Origin of the sequence: Thioclava sp. JE_KL1, assembly GCF_009296265.1 — a bacterium.
Lineage (GTDB): Bacteria > Pseudomonadota > Alphaproteobacteria > Rhodobacterales > Rhodobacteraceae > Thioclava.
The window spans coordinates 260,430-277,144 of the sequence record NZ_WBJS01000007.1 but is presented as its reverse complement, the minus strand read 5'-3'; the positions used below and the strand labels follow the sequence as shown (position 1 = coordinate 277,144).

The window sequence follows — 16,715 nt, the reverse complement described above, 5'->3', positions numbered from 1 at the left end:
CGGGCGTCCTCGCCCCTCATGCCTCGAGGTCTTCGACGCTAAGCGCGTAAAGCCCTTCCGCCCCTTCCTTCGCCTCGGCCAACGAGGCCGCATAGGCGGGCATCAGGCGGCGGATATAGACGGCGGCCAGATGCCCGCGCGCGGAATCGCGGCCCTCGGCCATCGCGGCGCGCAGGTGGTAATAGCCCCCCAGCACCCGCGCGAAGGAGTCGAGATAGGGCACGGCCCCCGCGAAACGGTCCTGCATGCCTTGGCTGACCATCCACTCGGTATGCTCGCGCAGCTCCTCGGCGGCCTGCCAGACGTCTTCGGCCAGCACCGGGAAATCGCCGCGCGCGCCCTGCGCCTCGTCCTCGATCTCCTGCAACAGACGGAAGGCGGCCTTGCCCTCGTCCATCATCTTGCGACCCACAAGATCCATCGCCTGAATGCCGTTGGTGCCCTCGTAGATCGTGGTGATCCGCACATCGCGGAGATATTGCGCCGCGCCGGTTTCCTCGATGAAGCCCATGCCGCCATGCACCTGCACGCCGGTCGACGCCACGCGGATGCCCATATCGGTGCCGTAAGCCTTCGCGATCGGCGTCAGCAGCGCCGCGCGGGCCTGCCAATTCGCATCACCCGTCGCACGCCCCATGTCGATCGCGACGCCACAGGCCAGCGCGATCGAACGTGCCGCGAAAATCTCGGCCTTCATGCCCGCCAGCATCCGGCGCACATCGGCATGCTCCACGATCGGCGCAAACTGCACCCGGTCCTTCGCATAGGCCAGCGCCTGCTGATAGGCGGCCTCGGCCACGCCGATGCCCTGCGCACCCACGTTCAGACGCGCGTTGTTCATCATCGTGAACATCGCGGCCATGCCCTTGTTCTCCTCGCCGACGAGCCAGCCGGTCGCACCCTCATAGCTCATCACACAGGTGGGCGAGCCATGGATGCCGAGCTTGTGCTCCAGCGAGACCACTTTCAGCGAGTTCGCCACGCCCGGTTTACCGTCGGCATCCGGGATCAGCTTCGGCACCATGAAGAGGCTGATGCCCTTCGTGCCGGGGGCCGCATCGGGAAGACGCGCCAGCACGAGATGGCAGGTATTCTCGACGCAATCATTGTCGCCCCAGGTGATGAAAATCTTCTGCCCCGAGATCGCATAGGTGCCATCATCGTTCGGCACCGCCTTCGTCTTCAGCGCACCGACGTCGGAGCCCGCCCCCGGCTCGGTCAGGTTCATTGTGCCTGACCATTCGCCCGAGATCAGCTTGGGCAGATACAGCGCCTTGATCTCGTCGGAGGCGTGGTGCTCCAGCGCCTCGATCTGGCCCTGCGTCAGCAGCGGGTTGAGCTGCAGCGCAAGGTTCGCCCCCGACAGCATGTCGTTGAAGCCAACATTCAGCGCCTGCGGCAGGCCCATCCCGCCATGCTCCGGGTCCGCCGCGATGCCGATCCAGCCGCCTTCGGCCAGCGCCGCGAAGGCCTCCTTGAAGCCGGCGGGCGAGCGCACCACCCCGTTCTCCAGTTTCGCGGGCGTCAGATCGCCGTCGCGATTGGTCGGCGCGATCACCTCGTCGCAGAGCTTGCCGCCTTCGGTGAGGATCGCTTCGACCATATCGGGGGTCGCCTCGGCAAACATCTCGGTAGCCGCGACCGGTGCGAGCGGCACGACGTGGTCGAGAATGAAGCGAATATCGGTGACGGGGGAACGGTAAGTCATGGGTCTCCTCCGGGCAGCTTGGCAATTGCCGCGCGCGCGTCTATGTCCTGTCGGGTTGCCGATACCCTACCGCAAGGGCAGCCCCCTTCAACTCCAACGCTGCGTCACGACTGCATGAGCCAAGACACGAAACTCCTTTCCGCCGATGCCGAGGGCTATGCGCAGGCAGCCGCCTTGCTGCGCGCGGGCGAGCTGGTCGCGATGCCGACCGAGACCGTCTACGGGCTTGCAGGAGATGCGCGCAACGACCGCGCGGTGGCCGCGATCTTCGCGGCGAAGGGGCGTCCGAAGTTCAATCCGCTGATCGTGCACCTGCCGTCGATCGAAGCCGCGGAAGAAATCGCCGTGGTCTCCGACGCCGCACGCCAGATTGCCGCGCGCTACTGGCCGGGACCGCTGACGCTGGTCCTGCCGCTACGCCCCGAGTCCGGGCTCTCCGATCTGGTGACGGCCGGGCATGACACCGTCGCGATCCGCCTTCCCGCGCATCCGGTCGCCCGCGCGCTACTGAGCGAATTCGGCGGCCCGCTCGCCGCGCCCTCGGCCAACCCATCAGGCAAGATCAGCCCGACCACGGCGCAGCATGTGATGGACGGGCTTGGCGGCAAGATCGCGGCGGTGATCGATGGCGGCCCCTGCGAGGTCGGGGTGGAATCCACCATCCTCGCACTCGATCCGCCCGCGCTGCTGCGTCCCGGCGGGGTCGCGGCCGAAGAGATAGAGGCGCTGATCGGCCAGCCACTGCCCACCGGCGGCGACGCGGCCAAGCCCAACGCGCCGGGGCAGCTCAAATCGCATTATGCGCCGGGCGCCGCCGTGCTGCTGGATGTGACCGCCCCGCGCCCGGATGCGGTCTGGATCGGCTTCGGCGGCGATTGCCCGACCGCCGATCTGAACCTCTCGCCCTCGGGCGATCTGACAGAGGGGGCGGCGAACCTCTTCGCGATGCTGCGCAAGGGCGATGCGCTCGCACAGACGCGCGGCCTCGCCACGCTCGCCTTCGCCCCGATCCCGGAAACCGGCCTCGGCCGCGCGATCAACGACCGCCTACGCCGCGCGGCTGCCCCGCGCGACTGATCGCCTCTTCGTGTTGGCTTAAAAATCCCGGGGGTGAGGCGCGGACGCGCCGAGGGGGCAGAGCCCCCTACCCAATCACGCCTTACGCATGCCCCGCCGCAGCCGAAAGCGTCCGGGGGTCGATCCCCATGCCTTCCAGTGCGCGCACCCATTTCGTCTCATGCTCGGCATCGAGCGCGAGGTCGGCATCGCTGTCGGCGGTGAGCCAGCCATTGTCGAGGATTTCCTCCTCCAGTTGACCCGGCCCCCAGCCCGCATAGCCCAGCGCCATCAGCGCCTGGTTCGGGCCGCGCCCCATCGCGATATCTTCGAGAATGTCGCGCGTGCCGGTCATCCGCAGCCGGTCGGTGACCTCCATTTGCCCCTCGCCGGTCGTCCAGTCTGGCGAGTGCAGCACGAAGCCGCGCCCGGTCTCGACCGGACCGCCAAAGAGGATCGGCTGATCGAAACGGATATCCGCTCCGGGCCGTTCGATATCGAGGCTTTCGAGAAGGTCCGAGAAGGCGGGCGTCGGCAAGGGTTTGTTGATGATCAGCCCCATCGCGCCCTCATCGGAATGGGCGCAGACGGCGATCACCGAATGCTCGAATCGCGGATCGCCCATACCGGGCATCGCGATCAGAAACTTGCCTGTCAGGTCCATCTCGCTCCCCTTCGCGGTTGCATCCCATCTCTTTTCAAGGTGGCGCGAGCGGCGCGTCTATTCAAGCCAGACGCAGGAATTGTTTCGCATTGCGGCGCGCCGGGACAAAATATTGCACGCTTCTGTCGCGTTTGTGACTTCTGAACGTGCAGGGAAGCGACTAGGTAAATCATATGACACGTTTGTTACCAGTCATGGGGATCCTGCTTGGCTGCTGCCCGCTCGGCGTGGCGGCCCAGGAAGCTGTCGCGCAGATCGCCGCGCAAGAGCAGGTCACGCCGCAAGACGCGTCGATGCCCGCACTGCCGACGCCTCCGGGGCTGGAGCAAGCGCAGCTGCGCGCAGGCGGCAGAGGCGCCAACGGCACCCGCATGGCGGCGCTGGAGATCGCGCTCGCGCCCGGCTGGAAAACCTATTGGCGCTCGCCGGGCGATGCGGGCATCCCGCCGCAAATTCAGTTCACCGGGTCGAGCAATCTCGCCTCGGCCGTGGTCCACTGGCCCGCGCCGGAAGTCTTCCTGTCCTCCGGTATGCGCACCGTCGGCTATCACGACGGCGTCGTGTTGCCGATTTCGGTGACGCCGAAAGATCCGGGCAAGCCAGTGCAGTTGAAAGCCGATGTGATGATCGGGATCTGCGACAATATCTGCGTGCCGGTCAGCCTGCATCTGCAGATCGAGGTCACCGGAGACGGCACGCCCGATCCGAAAATTCAGGCGGCGCTCGCACGTGAGCCGCGCAAGATCGACCCGCAGACGCGCTGCGAGACGGAGCCGATGAAGGATGGGGTCCGACTGACGGCGCGGGTCGATCTGCCGCCCGCGATCGGCACGGAAAACGCGCTTCTGGAACTCGCCTCGCGCCCGGTCTGGGTCTCCGAGGCCGACAGCCACCGCGAGGGCGATACCCTCGTGACCAGCGCCGACTTCGTGCCGCCGGACGCGAAGCCCTTCGACCTCGACCCCAGCGATCTGCGCATCACCGTGCTCTCGGATCGCGGCGCGGTCGAGATCATGGGCTGCACCGAGTAATCAGCTCTCTCAGAGATCAGGCGTGTCAGGCTTCCGGCGGCGGCCTGTGGCGGATATGGCCGCGCAGCAGCCGGGGCGCGATCAGCCCTGCCCCCATCGCCACCATCCCCGCGATCAACGCAAAGCCTCCGAAGGCGGGCATCAGCGCCTGACCCTCCCACATCGCACGGCCCAGCGTGAGCGCGAAGCCCACGGCCATCAGCGCCGCGACGCCGGCCAGCACGCCGCGCAGCCGCACGACCCGCACGCCGTGACGCACCGCCTGCACCTGTCGCCCGAAATCGAGCTGCACCGCCAGAACCGCGGGCACGACCAGCAGCACGATGATCATCCCGAAGCCCAGACCGTAGACCAGCGTGATGACGGTGGATTTCAGGAATAGGGCCGAGCTGGATTGCTCGTAGAGAAGCGGCGCAAGACCCAGAACCGTCGTCAGCGTCGTCAGCAGCACCGGGCGCAGGCGATCCGAAACTGCATCGACGATCGCAGGCACGGTCCCGCGCTTCTCGGCATATTCGTCGACCGTGGAGATCAGCACGATCGCGTCGTTGATGATGATCCCGATCATCCCGATCCCGCCGACCACGGCGAACATTGACATCGGCAGGTTCCAGACATAGTGCCCCCAGATCGCGCCGACCGCGCCGAAGGGGATCACCGACATCACCACGATCGGCCGCGTCCAGCTCGCGAAGATCCACGCCAGCACGATGTAGATGCCGATCAGGCACATGATCAGCCCGATCATCGCGTCGTTCATGAAGTCGCGTTCCTGCTCGGCCTGCCCGGTGAGCGTATAGGCCACGCCGCGTTCTTCGGAGATCCGCGGCAGGATCTCGTCGGAGATGCGCGCCAGAATTTCGTTGGCCCGCGCGGGATCGTCCTCGGAGACATCGCCCGTGACCGAGACCTGCCGTACGCCATCCTCGCGCCGGATCGTCGAGAAGCCCGTCTGGCTGCGCACCGAGACGATATCGGCCAGCGGCACCCATTCGCCACCGGGCGCGCGCAGCTGCATCCGGTCGATGAAATCGGCGGCCAGCTCTTCCTCGGGCAGCTCCACACGGATCGTGGCCGAGCGCACCCCATCGGGGAAGCTCGCAGCCTCGGTGCCGTTCAGACGCGCGCGCAATTCGCGGCCCAGCGTCGCAATGTCGAAGCCCAGCGCCTCGCCCTGCGGGGTGAGATCGAGGATCAGTTCCTGCTTGTCATAGGCGAGGTTGTCCTCCACCGCCGAGACTTCGGGGAATTGCGCAAGCTGCGTCTTCAGGTCTTCGGCGGCGTCTTTCAGAATCCGCGTCTCGTTGCCCGAGAACTGCACCGCGATCCCGTCCCCCGCCCCGCCGGAGCGGAAGCGGCGGAAGCTGATCTCTTCGACCAGCGGCAGGCGCGGCGTTTCGGCCTGCAGCCGCGAGACGAAATCGAAGCTGGAATAAGGCCGGTAATCGGGGTCGATCACCTCGATCGAAAGCGAGCCGAGAAGATCGGCATCCTTGGTATCGGCTGAGGCCAGCCCCCGCCCTGATGCGCCGCCGATTTGCCCAATCGCGTATTCGACGGGGTTCACGCCGTATTCGTCCTCGAATTCCTTGGCGACCTTGGTCACGGTCGCCTGCATCGTGCGCATCATCTCTTCGGTATCGGCCCGGGTCGCGCCCTCGACCATAGAGAAGGCGCCGTTCACCGTCGATTGCTCGGGCGGGTTGAAGAAGCGCCACTGCACCTTGCCCGACATCACGAAGCTGACCTGCCATAGCAAAAGCGCGATCGCCGCCGCGATCACCGGGTAGCGCCCGATGACGATCAGCCGGGTGAGCGGCTTCATCACCACGCGGCGGAACCAGTCGAGCCCGCGGTTCACCTGCCGCGAGGGCCAGTCGTACCACTTGCCCTCGGAGGTGTGACGCAGCGCGTGGCTCATGTGGTTGGGCAGGATCACGAAACACTCGATCAGAGAGGCGGCGAGCACCGCGATCACCGTGTAAGGAATATCGACGATCATGTTGCCCATGCGCCCGCCGATCACGGTCAGCCCTGCGAAGGCGATCACGGTCGTCAGGGTCGAGGCGAAGACCGGGGCCGCCATGCGCCGCGCGCCGTTCTCGGCGGCGAGCACGGGATGCTCGCCCAGATGACGCGCACGGAAATCGGCATGCTCGCCCACCACGATCGCATCGTCGACCACGATCCCCAGCGTCAGAATGAGCGCGAAGATCGAGATCATGTTCAGTGTCATGCCGGTGAAATACATCACCGCCAGAGCCGCAGCCATCGAGGTCGGGATCCCCATCGCCACCCAGAAGGCCGTGCGCGCGTTGAGGAAGAGGAACAGCAGCACCAGCACGAGGCTCAGCCCCAGCACCCCGTTGCCCACCAGCAGATCGAGGCGCTGCGTGATGGCGTCGGACCGGGTGCGCACCAGATCCATCGAGGTGCCCGCAGGCAGCGTCGGCTGCATCTGGTCGATCACGCCTTCGACCTTGTGCTGGATCGCGATCGCATCGCCCGCCGCCGAGCGCGCGACATTGATCACCACCGCCGCGTTGTCGCCAACGAAATAGGCCCGGTTCCGGTCGCCGCCTTCGACGCGGATATTGGCGACATCGCCCACGGTCAGTTGCGAGCCGTCCGGTTCGGTGCGGATCACGAGGTTCTCGATCTCGGGCGCGGAGCGACGTTCTTCGCCCGTGCGCACCCGTGTTGCCCCGCCCGCCACCTCGCCCGCCGGATCGGTATTCGCCTCGGCGGAGATCACATCGATGATCTGGGTCAGCGTCACATCATGCGCCATCATCGAGACGGTTGGCACTTCGACGACCGTCTCCGGCGCGGCGATCCCGGCAAGCGAGGTGCGCGTGACGCCCTGCTGATAGAGCCGCACCACCGCCTCGTCGCCCAACCGGCCCAGCTGCTCCGGCGAGAGCGGCCCGGTGATCACCAGATCGGTCACCGTGTCGCGCCAGACGCCGCGCGCCACTTCGGGTTCCTCCGCGCCTTCGGGCAGATCGCCTGCCGAAGCCAGCGCGTTCTCGACATCATTGACCGCGCGGGACATGTCCCAGTCGGGTTCGAAATCGAGACTGATGCGCGCCGAGCCTTCCGAGGCGCGGCTGTCCGAGGCTTCCACACCCTCGACCGAGATCAGTGAGGGCTCCAGCACCTGAACGATGGCCCGGTCGACTTCCTCCGCGCCTGCCCCGTCCCATTTCACCGAGACGGTGATCGATTCCTCGACCGAGTCCGGGAAGAACTGCGCGCGCATCCGCGGTAGGGCGACGAGCCCCGCGCAGATCATCACGACCAGCACGATATTCGCCAGCGTCGCGTGGCGGGTAAAGAGACCGATCAGCCCGCGGCCGGGCGGCAGCTCTCTGGGATCGAGGCCAGACGCCATCTCAGCCTCCGATCCGGGATTCGAGCTTCTCGACGGTCGCGACGGGCACCTCGTCCTGCTTCAACTCGGCAAGAAAGCGTTGCTTGGCATTGTCGGGCATCGCGGTGTTCGTCTCGACGAAACTAACCAGCTTGGCGCGGCGCTCGGGATCGAGATTGATCGTCTCGGGCTCGGTGGCCGCCTGCGGCTGACCGGGGCGCATCGGGCGCAGCTTGATCCCGCGACCCAGAAGCGGCGTGCGCTCGGCCACGATCTCGGTGCCGGGCGCGAATTTGGCACGGATGATGACAGCGTCGCCCTGACGGCGCAGCACGGTGACATCGGCGCTTTCCAGACGGTCTTCCGGACCGAGCACCAGAACCGTGCTATCCGCATCGACCGCCGCGGCGGGTATCTCCGCGACATTCTCGAGCGCGGGCTCTTTCAGCCGGACGGTCACGAAATCGCCCGGACGCAGATTGCCGAGACCTTCGGTGACGCGCGCAAACAGCAGGCGCCCCGTCACCCCGTCATCGACCGCCGCTGAGACGCGCGACAGCTCGGCCTTGGCGGTCAGCGTCTCCTCGCCCGCGACCAGTTCCACGCCCACGGGCAGATCGCGCAGCGCGCCCCGATCATCGATCAGGCGCGCAAATTGCGCGGTGGAGACGCGGAAGGCGATTTCCAGCGCGTTGGGGTCGATCAGCTTGCCCAGCATCTCGTTATTCGACACCAGCCCGCCCGCGACCGCGTTAACCTCGGCCAGACGGCCCGAGAATTCGGCGCGAATTTCAGTATCAGCCAGTTTGCGATCGGCTTCGGTCAAGCTGATCTTGGCGCGGGTCAGCGAGGTGCGCGCGGTATCGAGCTGCGCCTGCGCGGTCGACAATGCCGAGCGGCGGTTTAGGACCGCCTGATCGGCCGCCGAGGCCGCCAGTTCCGAGGTTTCCAGATTGGCCGCCGAGCCGACGCCCCGCTCCGAGAGCGAACGCTGACGGTCGAGCGCCTTGAGCCGCAGGTCCGCCTGCCGCTGCGCCGCTGTCACATCGTCCTTCGATATGGCCAAAGCGCGTTCCGCCTGCGCGAGCGCGGCCTCTGCCTCGGCCACAGTCGCAGCGGCGCTGTCGCGCGCTGCCTGCGCCTCCGCCGGGTCCAGCTTGACCAGAAGCTCGCCCTTCTCGACCTCCGCGCCATCCTCGAAATCGGAGGCAAGCTCGACAATCGTGCCCGCCGCCGACGCGCGTAGCTCCAGCTCGCGGGTCGAGCGCACCTCGCCATAGGCGGTCAGCACCGGCGACATCGCCTTGAAGGTGACCGGGATCACATTGGCCGCGAAAACCCGTTCGCGCGCGGTGGGCGCACGCCCGCTCTCGGCATTGCGGGCCTGCATCGCCTGAAAGATCGAGAAGCCGCCCATCGTCAGCAGGCCGACGGTCAGCGCCAGAAGAAACAGCCCCATCAGGGAGCGGGTGAGAAAGCGCATGGCGTCTCCGATCTGTCGTCAGTGCTGCGGGCGCTCGCAATTGCCCACGGTCGCGCGATTTCCATGTTACCTTGCCGAAATAGGTGCAGGGAATGGTTATCTCTACGCGTCACGGCGCCGCGTCCGTCACTTTTTCACGAAAGCGCGACCGTTTGGCGCGGTTTACGCCTGGTCGAGACGGGCGCGAATTTGCAGAAGATCGGCCCAGGCTTCGCGCTTGGCGGCCGGGTTGCGCAGCAGATAGGCCGGGTGCGTCATCGGCAACGTGGGCCGCCCGAAGGCCTCGGCCCAGGTGCCCCGCAACCGCAGGATGCCCCGCTTGCCCAGCGCCGCCGCACAGGCGGCATTGCCCATCAGAACGATCAGATCGGGATCAGCCAGATCGACATGGCGGGCGAGGAAGGGCAGCATCTGCGCGATCTCGGCAGGCGAGGGATCGCGATTGCCCGGCGGACGCCAGGGCAGGACATTGGTGATATAGAGTGCCGCCTCGGCATCGGGCGATTGCCGCGACAGACCGATCGCGCCGAACATCTTGTCGAGAAGCTGACCGGCGCGGCCGACGAATGGCAGGCCCTTCTGATCCTCCTCGCGCCCCGGCGCCTCGCCGATGATCATCACCCGCGCGGCGGGCTTGCCATCGGCAAAGACCGTGTTGCGCGCCCCGAGCTTCAGATCGCACATATCGTAGGAATCGATGGCGGCGCGCAGCGCCTCTAGCGTGTCGGCCTTGCCCGCGGCATCGCCTGCGACGACGACCGGATCGGGACCCTCGATCTTCGCCATCTGCGCGACTGGCGGCAATTCCCGGTCCGGCGCGGGCGCGGCCTCGGGCGCCTTCGCCTTGGCCTGCGCCGATTTGTCGGGCAGCTCGTAGCAATCGACGGGCGTATCGCCGATGACGGTATCGACGCCCATTTCCAGCTGCCATTCGAGGGCGGCCAGAGCGGCGTGATAGTCGAGTTCCGGTGTCGGCTGAGTCTCCATTGCGCGACCCTACCTCATGGGCGCTGCGACGGTAAAGCGGCTGGACGCCCGCCCCCCCGTTTGCCATAAGCATCGAAGTCTAACCGGAGCATCGCGCAATGGCTTTTCGCCCAAGGCACCTGCTGGGGATCGAACATCTGAGCCCCGAGGATATCCTCACCGTTCTCGACCTCGCCGAAAAATATGTGGATCTGAACCGTCGCACGGTGAAAAAGACCGACGCGTTGGCCGGGATGACCGCGATCAACATGTTCTTCGAGAATTCGACGCGGACCCAATCCAGTTTCGAGCTTGCGGGCAAGCGACTCGGGGCGGACGTGATGAACATGTCGATGCAGACCTCGTCGGTGAAGAAGGGCGAGACCCTGATCGACACCGCGCTGACGCTGAACGCGATGCATCCCGATCTGCTGGTAGTGCGGCATGGCTCGTCCGGCGCGGTCGATCTTCTCGCGCAGAAGGTCGAATGCGCGGTGATCAACGCGGGCGACGGCAAGCACGAACACCCGACGCAGGCGCTTCTGGATGCGCTGACGATCCGGCGCGAGAAGGGCCGGATCAAGCGCCTGACCGTCGCGATCTGCGGCGATGTCGCCCATAGCCGCGTCGCGCGCTCCAACCTGATCCTGCTGGGCAAGATGGAAAACCGTGTGCGCCTGATCGCGCCGCCGACCCTCATGCCCTCGGGCGTTCAGGACTTCGGCTGCGAGGTCTATCACGACATGCGCGAAGGCCTGCGCGACGCCGATGTCGTGATGATGCTGCGGCTTCAGAAAGAGCGCATGGATGGCGGCTTCATCCCCTCCGAGCGCGAATATTTCCACCGCTACGGGCTCGATGCCGAGAAGCTCGCCTTCGCTAAGGAAGACGCAATCGTGATGCATCCGGGCCCGATGAACCGCGGCGTGGAGATCGACGGCACCATCGCCGACGACATCAACCGCTCGGTCATTCAGGAACAGGTCGAGATGGGTGTCGCGGTGCGCATGGCGGTGATGGACCTCTTGGCGCGCAACCTGCGGGCCGAGCGCGGGCGCGCGCTCACGGAGGGCACCTATGTCTAAGATCGAGCGTGACGAAGTTCTCAACTACCGCCCCGGCCCCGAAAGCGAATTGCCGCTGGACGAGGGCGAAAAGGTTCTGGCCGTCTTCACGGCAGACAAGAAACGCTACTGGACCGATCATGCGGTGCTGGCGGTGATCGGCGCGGTGCTGATCTCGACGGTGCTGTTCTGGCTCGGCAAGCCCGATCAGGTGGTGATCGCAAGCTTCGCCGTCGTGGTCGGTATGGCGGCGCGCGGGCTCTATTTCCGCTCGGAGGCCTTCGCGCGGCGCTGGCAGCTGACGGATAAGCGGCTGATCGGGCCGCAGGGCAAGCAGGTGATGCTTCTGCAAATCTCCGGAGTGCGCTCGCTGATGGGCGATGTGCAGGTCCTGACGAAGGCGGGCGACAAGCATCTGATCCGCCACCTCGCCGATGCGGGGCCCGTGGTGCGCGAGATCGAGAGCGCGCAGGCCGCGCGCAAACTGGTGGCGAAGTGAGGCACGACGCATGACCCTATTCCTCGAAAACGCCAAGCTGATCGACCCCGAGGCGCTGACCGAAACCACCGGCAACGTGGTGATCGACGGAGGCCTGATTGCGGCGATCGGCGATATGTCCGCCCCCGCCGATGCCGAGGTGATCGATTGCGGCGGCAAATGCCTCGCGCCCGGGATCGTTGATCTGGGCGTGAAGATCGGTGAGCCGGGCGAGCGCCACATGGAAAGCTTCCGCACGGCGGCGCTGGCCGCCGCAGCCGGGGGCGTGACCACCATCATCGCCCGCCCCGACACCCAGCCCGCCATCGACAATCCCGAGACGCTGGAATTCGTCACCCGCCGCGCGGCGGACGCGCCGGTGCGCATCCTGCATATGGCGGCGCTCACCAAGGGCCGCGACGGGCAGGAGATGACCGAGATCGGTTTTCTGAAAGATGCGGGCGCGGTGGCCTTCACCGATGTCACCCGCGTCTCCGATCAGACCAAGGTGCTGCAACGCGCCTTCACCTATGCGGCCCATCTGGGCGCTCTGGTGATCGGCCACCCGCAAGAGCCGGTCTTGTCGAAAGGCTCCGCCGTGACTTCGGGCAAATTCGCCTCGCTGCGGGGGTTGCCGGGCGTGTCGCCGATGGCCGAGCGGATGGGGCTCGACCGCGATCTGGCGCTGGTGGAGATGACGGGCCTCGCATATCACGCCGACCAGATCACCACCGCGAAGGCCCTGCCCGCGCTGGCGCGCGCGAAAGAGGACGGGCTCGATGTGACCGCCGGGGTCTCGATCCATCACCTGACGCTCAACGCGCTCGACGTGGGCGATTACCGGACCTTCTTCAAACTGACGCCGCCGCTGCGCGACGAGGAAGACCGGCTTGCGGTGATCGAGGCGGTGGCCGACGGCACGATCGACGTGATCTGCTCGCTGCACACCCCGGCGGATGAGGAATCGAAGCGCCTGCCCTTCGAGGAAGCGGCCTCCGGCGCGGTCGGGCTCGAGACGATCCTGCCCGCCGCGATGCGCCTTTACCATGCCGGACAGCTGACCCTGCCGCAGCTGTTCCGGGCAATGTCGCTGAACCCGGCGAAGCGTCTGGGACTGCCGCAGGGACGGCTTTGCGAGGGGGCTCCGGCCGATCTCGTTCTCTTCGATCCGGATGCGCCTTTCGTGCTCGATCGCTTCAAACTGCGCTCAAAATCGAAGAATACCCCCTTCGATACTGCTCGAATGGAAGGCAAAACGCTTGCCACATTCGTCGCAGGGGTGCAGGTTTATAGCAACAATAACGACTCATAAACGAGGCGAGGGCAGGCATATGCCGGGAATTGAGAACGGGTCAGCATGGCTCGGGCTGGTGGCTGCACTGGGCTACCTGCTCGGATCTGTGCCGTTTGGGCTCGTTATCACCAAGCTTTTCAAACTGGGCGACCTGCGCAAAATCGGCTCCGGAAATATCGGTGCGACGAACGTTCTGCGCACCGGCAGCAAGAGCGCGGCGCTTGCCACCCTTATCCTCGATAGCGGCAAAGGCGCGATTGCGGTTCTCGTCGCGCGCTACGTTCTGGGCGAAACCGCCGCACAGGTCGCGGGCGCGGCGGCCTTCATCGGCCATATCTATCCGGTCTGGCTGCGCTTTCAGGGCGGCAAAGGAGTGGCGACCTTCCTCGGCACGATGATCGCGCTGGCTTGGCCCGTGGGCCTTGCGACCTGCGCCGTCTGGCTGGTCACGGCGCTGCTGACGCGGATTTCCTCGCTCGCGGCGCTGGTCTCGGCGGCGGCGACGGTGCCGCTGGCCTATTTCCTCGGCTATCGCGAGTTGATGATGCTGGCGGCGGGCCTGTCGGTGCTGATCTTCTGGCGGCACCGCACCAATATCGCGCGCCTCGCGATGGGCACGGAGCCGAAGATCGGCAAGAAGACCTGAGCCGTCTCGGACGCGACCTCAGACGTGCTGGCCCGCGTTCACCTCGATCTCGGTGCCAGTGACGTAGCTCGACGCATCCGAGCACAGGAACCAGATCACATCCGCCACTTCCGACGGCTGACCGAGCCTGCGCAGCGGCAGTTTCTCGACGATCTTCTCGGTGCCGGGACTGAGAATCGAGGTTTCGATCTCGCCCGGCGCGATGGCGTTCACGCGCACGCCCAATGGCCCGAAATCATGCGCCATTTCGCGCGTCAGCGCCTTCAGCGCCGCCTTCGAGGTCGAATAGGCCGCCCCCGCGAAAGGATGGACCCTGAGCCCCGCGATGGAGGTCACATTGACCACAGCCCCTTGCGCGGCCGACAGCTCTTCGACCAGCCCGCGCGCGAGCACGATGGAGGCAAAGAAATTGACGTGGAAGACCTGCCCCCAGGTGCGCAGATCGGTGTCGAGCGTATTGAGCCGCTCGCCCTCCGGCCCTTTCGGCGAGATGCCTGCATTGTTGACCAGCGCATGAAGCCGCCCGTCGATCCGGCTGCGAATATCGGCAATCGCGTCGATCACCTCGTCGGGCTTGGCGAGATCGACTTGGATGTGATCCTCGCGCCCGCCGCCCCACGGGCATTGCTCGGGGAAAGGCTGGCGCGAACAGGTGATGACGCGCCACCCTTCAGCTGCGAAGCGTTTCACCGTGGCGTGGCCGATCCCCCGGCTCGCCCCCGTCAGCAGCATTACTTTGCGATCATCCATTACTCGAACTCCCCGTCAGCGCGCTCCCGACCCTAGTCGGTTTTGTTCCGAGCGCAACGGCCCCGATTGCGCCCTTCCAAACCCGGCGCGAACGGTCTAGCAAGATGAGACCACCCTGCCCGAGGACCAGCCAGATGAGAAAGCAGACCATGGATCGTGACTGGATCGCCACCGCCCGCACCCTCTCGGAAGCCTTGCCCTACCTGCAACGCTATTCCGGCGCCGTGGTCGTGGTGAAATTCGGCGGCAATGCGATGGGCGACGAAGAGGCGATGGCCGATTTCGCCCGCGATATCGTGCTGATGCGGCAGGTCGGCATCTTCCCGGTCGTGGTGCATGGCGGCGGGCCGATGATCAACGAGATGCTGGGCAAGCTCGGCATCGAGAGCCAATGGGTCCGCGGCAAGCGCGTGACCGACAAAGCCACCGTGGAAGTGGTCGAGATGATCCTCTCGGGCCTCGTGAACAAGCGCATCGTGCAGGCGATCAACGATCAGGGCGGCCGCGCGGTCGGCATCTCGGGCAAGGATGACGACCTGATGGTCTGCGAGGCGGACGATCCCGAACTGGGCTTCGTCGGTCGCCCGGTCGAGATGAACGTGCAGGTGATCCGCGACCTCTATAACGCGGGCATGATCCCGGTGATCGCGCCGGTCGCGACCGGCATGGCCGATAACGAGACCTTCAACGTCAATGGCGACACCGCAGCCGGTGCGATCGCGGGCGCGCTGCGCGCCGATCGCCTGCTGCTGCTCACCGATGTGGCGGGCGTGAAGAACAAGGCGGGCGAGGTGATCACGCAGCTCACCCCCGAGGACGTGACCGCCCTGATCGAAGACGGCACCATCGCGGGCGGCATGATCCCCAAGGTCGAGACCGCGCTGAAAGCGGTCGACGAGGGCGTGCGCGCGGTGGTCATCGTCGACGGGCGCGTCGCCAATGCCTGCCTGCTGGAGCTGTTCACCGAACATGGGGCGGGCTCGATGATCCGCTCGACCGAGCCGCGCGTGAAACCGCGCAGTGAGTGAGACACCGCCGGTGATCTCCGCCCTCGCCGCGGCGCTGGCCCCGCACCGGCTCTTCGTGTCGGGGCTGCTGCATGAGGATGGCGAGACGATCGTGCTGATCTCGCCCGACGAGCCGGGTTTCTGGGATCACGTCACCGCTCAGCCGGAATTCGCCGAGGACGCGCCCGATCCGCTGGACCGCTGGTCGGAGCGCGTCATCGGCACCCTCGCACGGCAATTTGAAGCCCGCGCACTCTTTCCCTTCACCGGCCCGCCTTGGCAGCCTTTCGTGAGCTGGGCCGTGAAAAGCGGACAAAGCTTCGCCTCCCCGGTCCACCTGATGTGCCATGCGCATATGGGCCTCTGGGCTTCCGTGCGGGGCGCGCTGGCCCTGCCTGGCTTGCTTCCCCTGCCCGCGCCCGCCGCCAATCCCTGCATCGAATGCCCTGCGCCCTGCGCCACCGCCTGCCCGGTCGATGCGCTCAAACTCGACGGTTACGACACGGAAAGCTGTCACGCGCATCTCGACCGCCCCGAAGGCGCGGCCTGTCGCGATCACGGCTGTCTTGCAAGACGCGCTTGCCCGGCAGGTGAAAGCTATGGCAGGCTGCCTCAGCAATCCGCATGGCATATGAGGCAGTTCCACCCATGACACCGCTCGGCTATCGCCGCCTGATCCTGACACGCCATGCCAAATCCAGCTGGGACGACCCGGCGATGGAAGATCGCGATCGCCCGCTCAATGCGCGCGGACGCGCGGCCGCGCTTGAACTGGGCGATTTCCTCGCCTCGCGCGGGCTGGAGCCGGAAGAGGTGCTCTGCTCCTCGGCGACTCGCACCCGCGAGACTTGGGACCGCGTGGAGCGCGCGGTGATCGAGACGCGGCCGGAGGTGAGCTATGTCGAGGATCTCTACCACGCAGCCCCCGAGATGATGCTGCAGGTCCTGCGCACCGCCTCCGCGCCGACGGTGATGATGCTCGGCCACAACCCGGGCATCGCGGAATTCGCGCATCGCCTGCCCGCACGCGCGCTGCACGATCCCGATTTCCGCCGCTTCCCGACCTGCGCCACGCTGATCGTCGATTTCCAGATCGACAGCTGGGACGAGGTGCAGCCGGGTCAGGGATCGGTGCTCGATTTCTTCACGCCGACCCGGCGGGGCTGAACACAGCTTTTCCCTCCCAAGATCGTGA

Annotated in this window: 15 protein-coding genes; 9 read left to right on the top strand and 6 right to left on the bottom strand. The window is 66.2% G+C overall.

What is annotated here, in order from left to right; translation table 11 throughout:
- Positions 1-16 precede the first annotated feature (16 nt).
- Positions 17-1,708 (bottom strand): acyl-CoA dehydrogenase, encoded by a 1,692-nt coding sequence (locus F8R15_RS15395; protein WP_152845168.1) that lies wholly within the window; start codon positions 1,706-1,708, stop codon positions 17-19.
- 114 nt (positions 1,709-1,822) lie between these two features.
- On the opposite strand from F8R15_RS15395, the gene F8R15_RS15390 reads away from it, so the two are divergent.
- Positions 1,823-2,785: an L-threonylcarbamoyladenylate synthase gene (locus tag F8R15_RS15390; RefSeq protein WP_152845167.1), complete on the top strand. Its 963-nt coding sequence runs from the start codon at positions 1,823-1,825 to the stop codon at positions 2,783-2,785.
- Positions 2,786-2,867: 82 nt separating this feature from the next.
- Here F8R15_RS15390 and F8R15_RS15385 read toward each other — a convergent pair whose 3' ends face one another.
- The gene (locus F8R15_RS15385; protein WP_078521749.1) at positions 2,868-3,428 is read right to left on the bottom strand and encodes a YqgE/AlgH family protein; all 561 of its coding nucleotides are present in this window, start codon (positions 3,426-3,428) and stop codon (positions 2,868-2,870) included.
- A gap of 173 nt (positions 3,429-3,601) precedes the next feature.
- Here F8R15_RS15385 and F8R15_RS15380 point away from each other — a divergent pair, with 173 nt between their 5' ends.
- Positions 3,602-4,459: a protein-disulfide reductase DsbD domain-containing protein gene (locus tag F8R15_RS15380; RefSeq protein WP_152845166.1), complete on the top strand. Its 858-nt coding sequence runs from the start codon at positions 3,602-3,604 to the stop codon at positions 4,457-4,459.
- Positions 4,460-4,484: 25 nt separating this feature from the next.
- Here F8R15_RS15380 and F8R15_RS15375 read toward each other — a convergent pair whose 3' ends face one another.
- The 3 genes from F8R15_RS15375 to F8R15_RS15365 form a co-directional block, all read right to left on the bottom strand.
- Positions 4,485-7,853 (bottom strand): efflux RND transporter permease subunit, encoded by a 3,369-nt coding sequence (locus F8R15_RS15375; RefSeq protein WP_152845165.1) that lies wholly within the window; start codon positions 7,851-7,853, stop codon positions 4,485-4,487.
- Position 7,854: 1 nt separating this feature from the next.
- Positions 7,855-9,315, bottom strand: a complete 1,461-nt coding sequence (locus F8R15_RS15370) for an efflux RND transporter periplasmic adaptor subunit (RefSeq protein ID WP_152845164.1) — start codon at positions 9,313-9,315, stop codon at positions 7,855-7,857.
- Between the two features lie 162 nt (positions 9,316-9,477).
- A complete protein-coding gene (locus F8R15_RS15365) occupies positions 9,478-10,302 on the bottom strand; it encodes a uracil-DNA glycosylase family protein (protein ID WP_152845163.1) in 825 nt (274 codons plus the stop codon).
- Between the two features lie 98 nt (positions 10,303-10,400).
- On the opposite strand from F8R15_RS15365, the gene F8R15_RS15360 reads away from it, so the two are divergent.
- Genes F8R15_RS15360 through plsY form a run of 4 tightly spaced genes read left to right on the top strand, consistent with a single transcriptional unit; the run spans position 10,401 to position 13,763 of the window.
- The gene (locus F8R15_RS15360; protein WP_152845162.1) at positions 10,401-11,366 is read left to right on the top strand and encodes an aspartate carbamoyltransferase catalytic subunit; all 966 of its coding nucleotides are present in this window, start codon (positions 10,401-10,403) and stop codon (positions 11,364-11,366) included.
- A complete protein-coding gene (locus tag F8R15_RS15355) occupies positions 11,359-11,844 on the top strand; it encodes a hypothetical protein (protein ID WP_152845161.1) in 486 nt (161 codons plus the stop codon). Before F8R15_RS15360 ends, F8R15_RS15355 begins: the two co-directional genes overlap by 8 nt.
- Positions 11,845-11,854: 10 nt before the next feature.
- The gene (pyrC, locus tag F8R15_RS15350) at positions 11,855-13,135 is read left to right on the top strand and encodes a dihydroorotase (RefSeq protein ID WP_152845160.1); all 1,281 of its coding nucleotides are present in this window, start codon (positions 11,855-11,857) and stop codon (positions 13,133-13,135) included.
- Positions 13,136-13,154: 19 nt separating this feature from the next.
- Entirely contained in the window at positions 13,155-13,763 is a 609-nt protein-coding gene (plsY, locus tag F8R15_RS15345) for a glycerol-3-phosphate 1-O-acyltransferase PlsY (protein WP_152845159.1), read from the top strand.
- 18 nt (positions 13,764-13,781) lie between these two features.
- On the opposite strand, the gene F8R15_RS15340 is transcribed toward plsY, so the two are convergent.
- Positions 13,782-14,513 carry an SDR family NAD(P)-dependent oxidoreductase gene (locus F8R15_RS15340; RefSeq protein ID WP_078521758.1) on the bottom strand — a complete coding sequence of 244 codons (732 nt, stop codon included), beginning with the start codon at positions 14,511-14,513 and terminating at the stop codon, positions 13,782-13,784.
- Between the two features lie 149 nt (positions 14,514-14,662).
- Between F8R15_RS15340 and argB the strand changes: the two genes are divergently transcribed.
- The 3 genes from argB to F8R15_RS15325 are packed head-to-tail and all read left to right on the top strand — an operon-like array spanning position 14,663 to position 16,687.
- Positions 14,663-15,541: an acetylglutamate kinase gene (gene argB, locus F8R15_RS15335; protein ID WP_078604279.1), complete on the top strand. Its 879-nt coding sequence runs from the start codon at positions 14,663-14,665 to the stop codon at positions 15,539-15,541.
- The gene (locus F8R15_RS15330; RefSeq protein ID WP_368731066.1) at positions 15,534-16,172 is read left to right on the top strand and encodes a ferredoxin; all 639 of its coding nucleotides are present in this window, start codon (positions 15,534-15,536) and stop codon (positions 16,170-16,172) included. The genes argB and F8R15_RS15330 overlap by 8 nt, the downstream gene beginning before the upstream one ends.
- Positions 16,169-16,687, top strand: coding sequence for a histidine phosphatase family protein (locus F8R15_RS15325; protein WP_078521763.1), 519 nt, complete (start codon positions 16,169-16,171; stop codon positions 16,685-16,687). Before F8R15_RS15330 ends, F8R15_RS15325 begins: the two co-directional genes overlap by 4 nt.
- Positions 16,688-16,715: the final 28 nt, after the last annotated feature.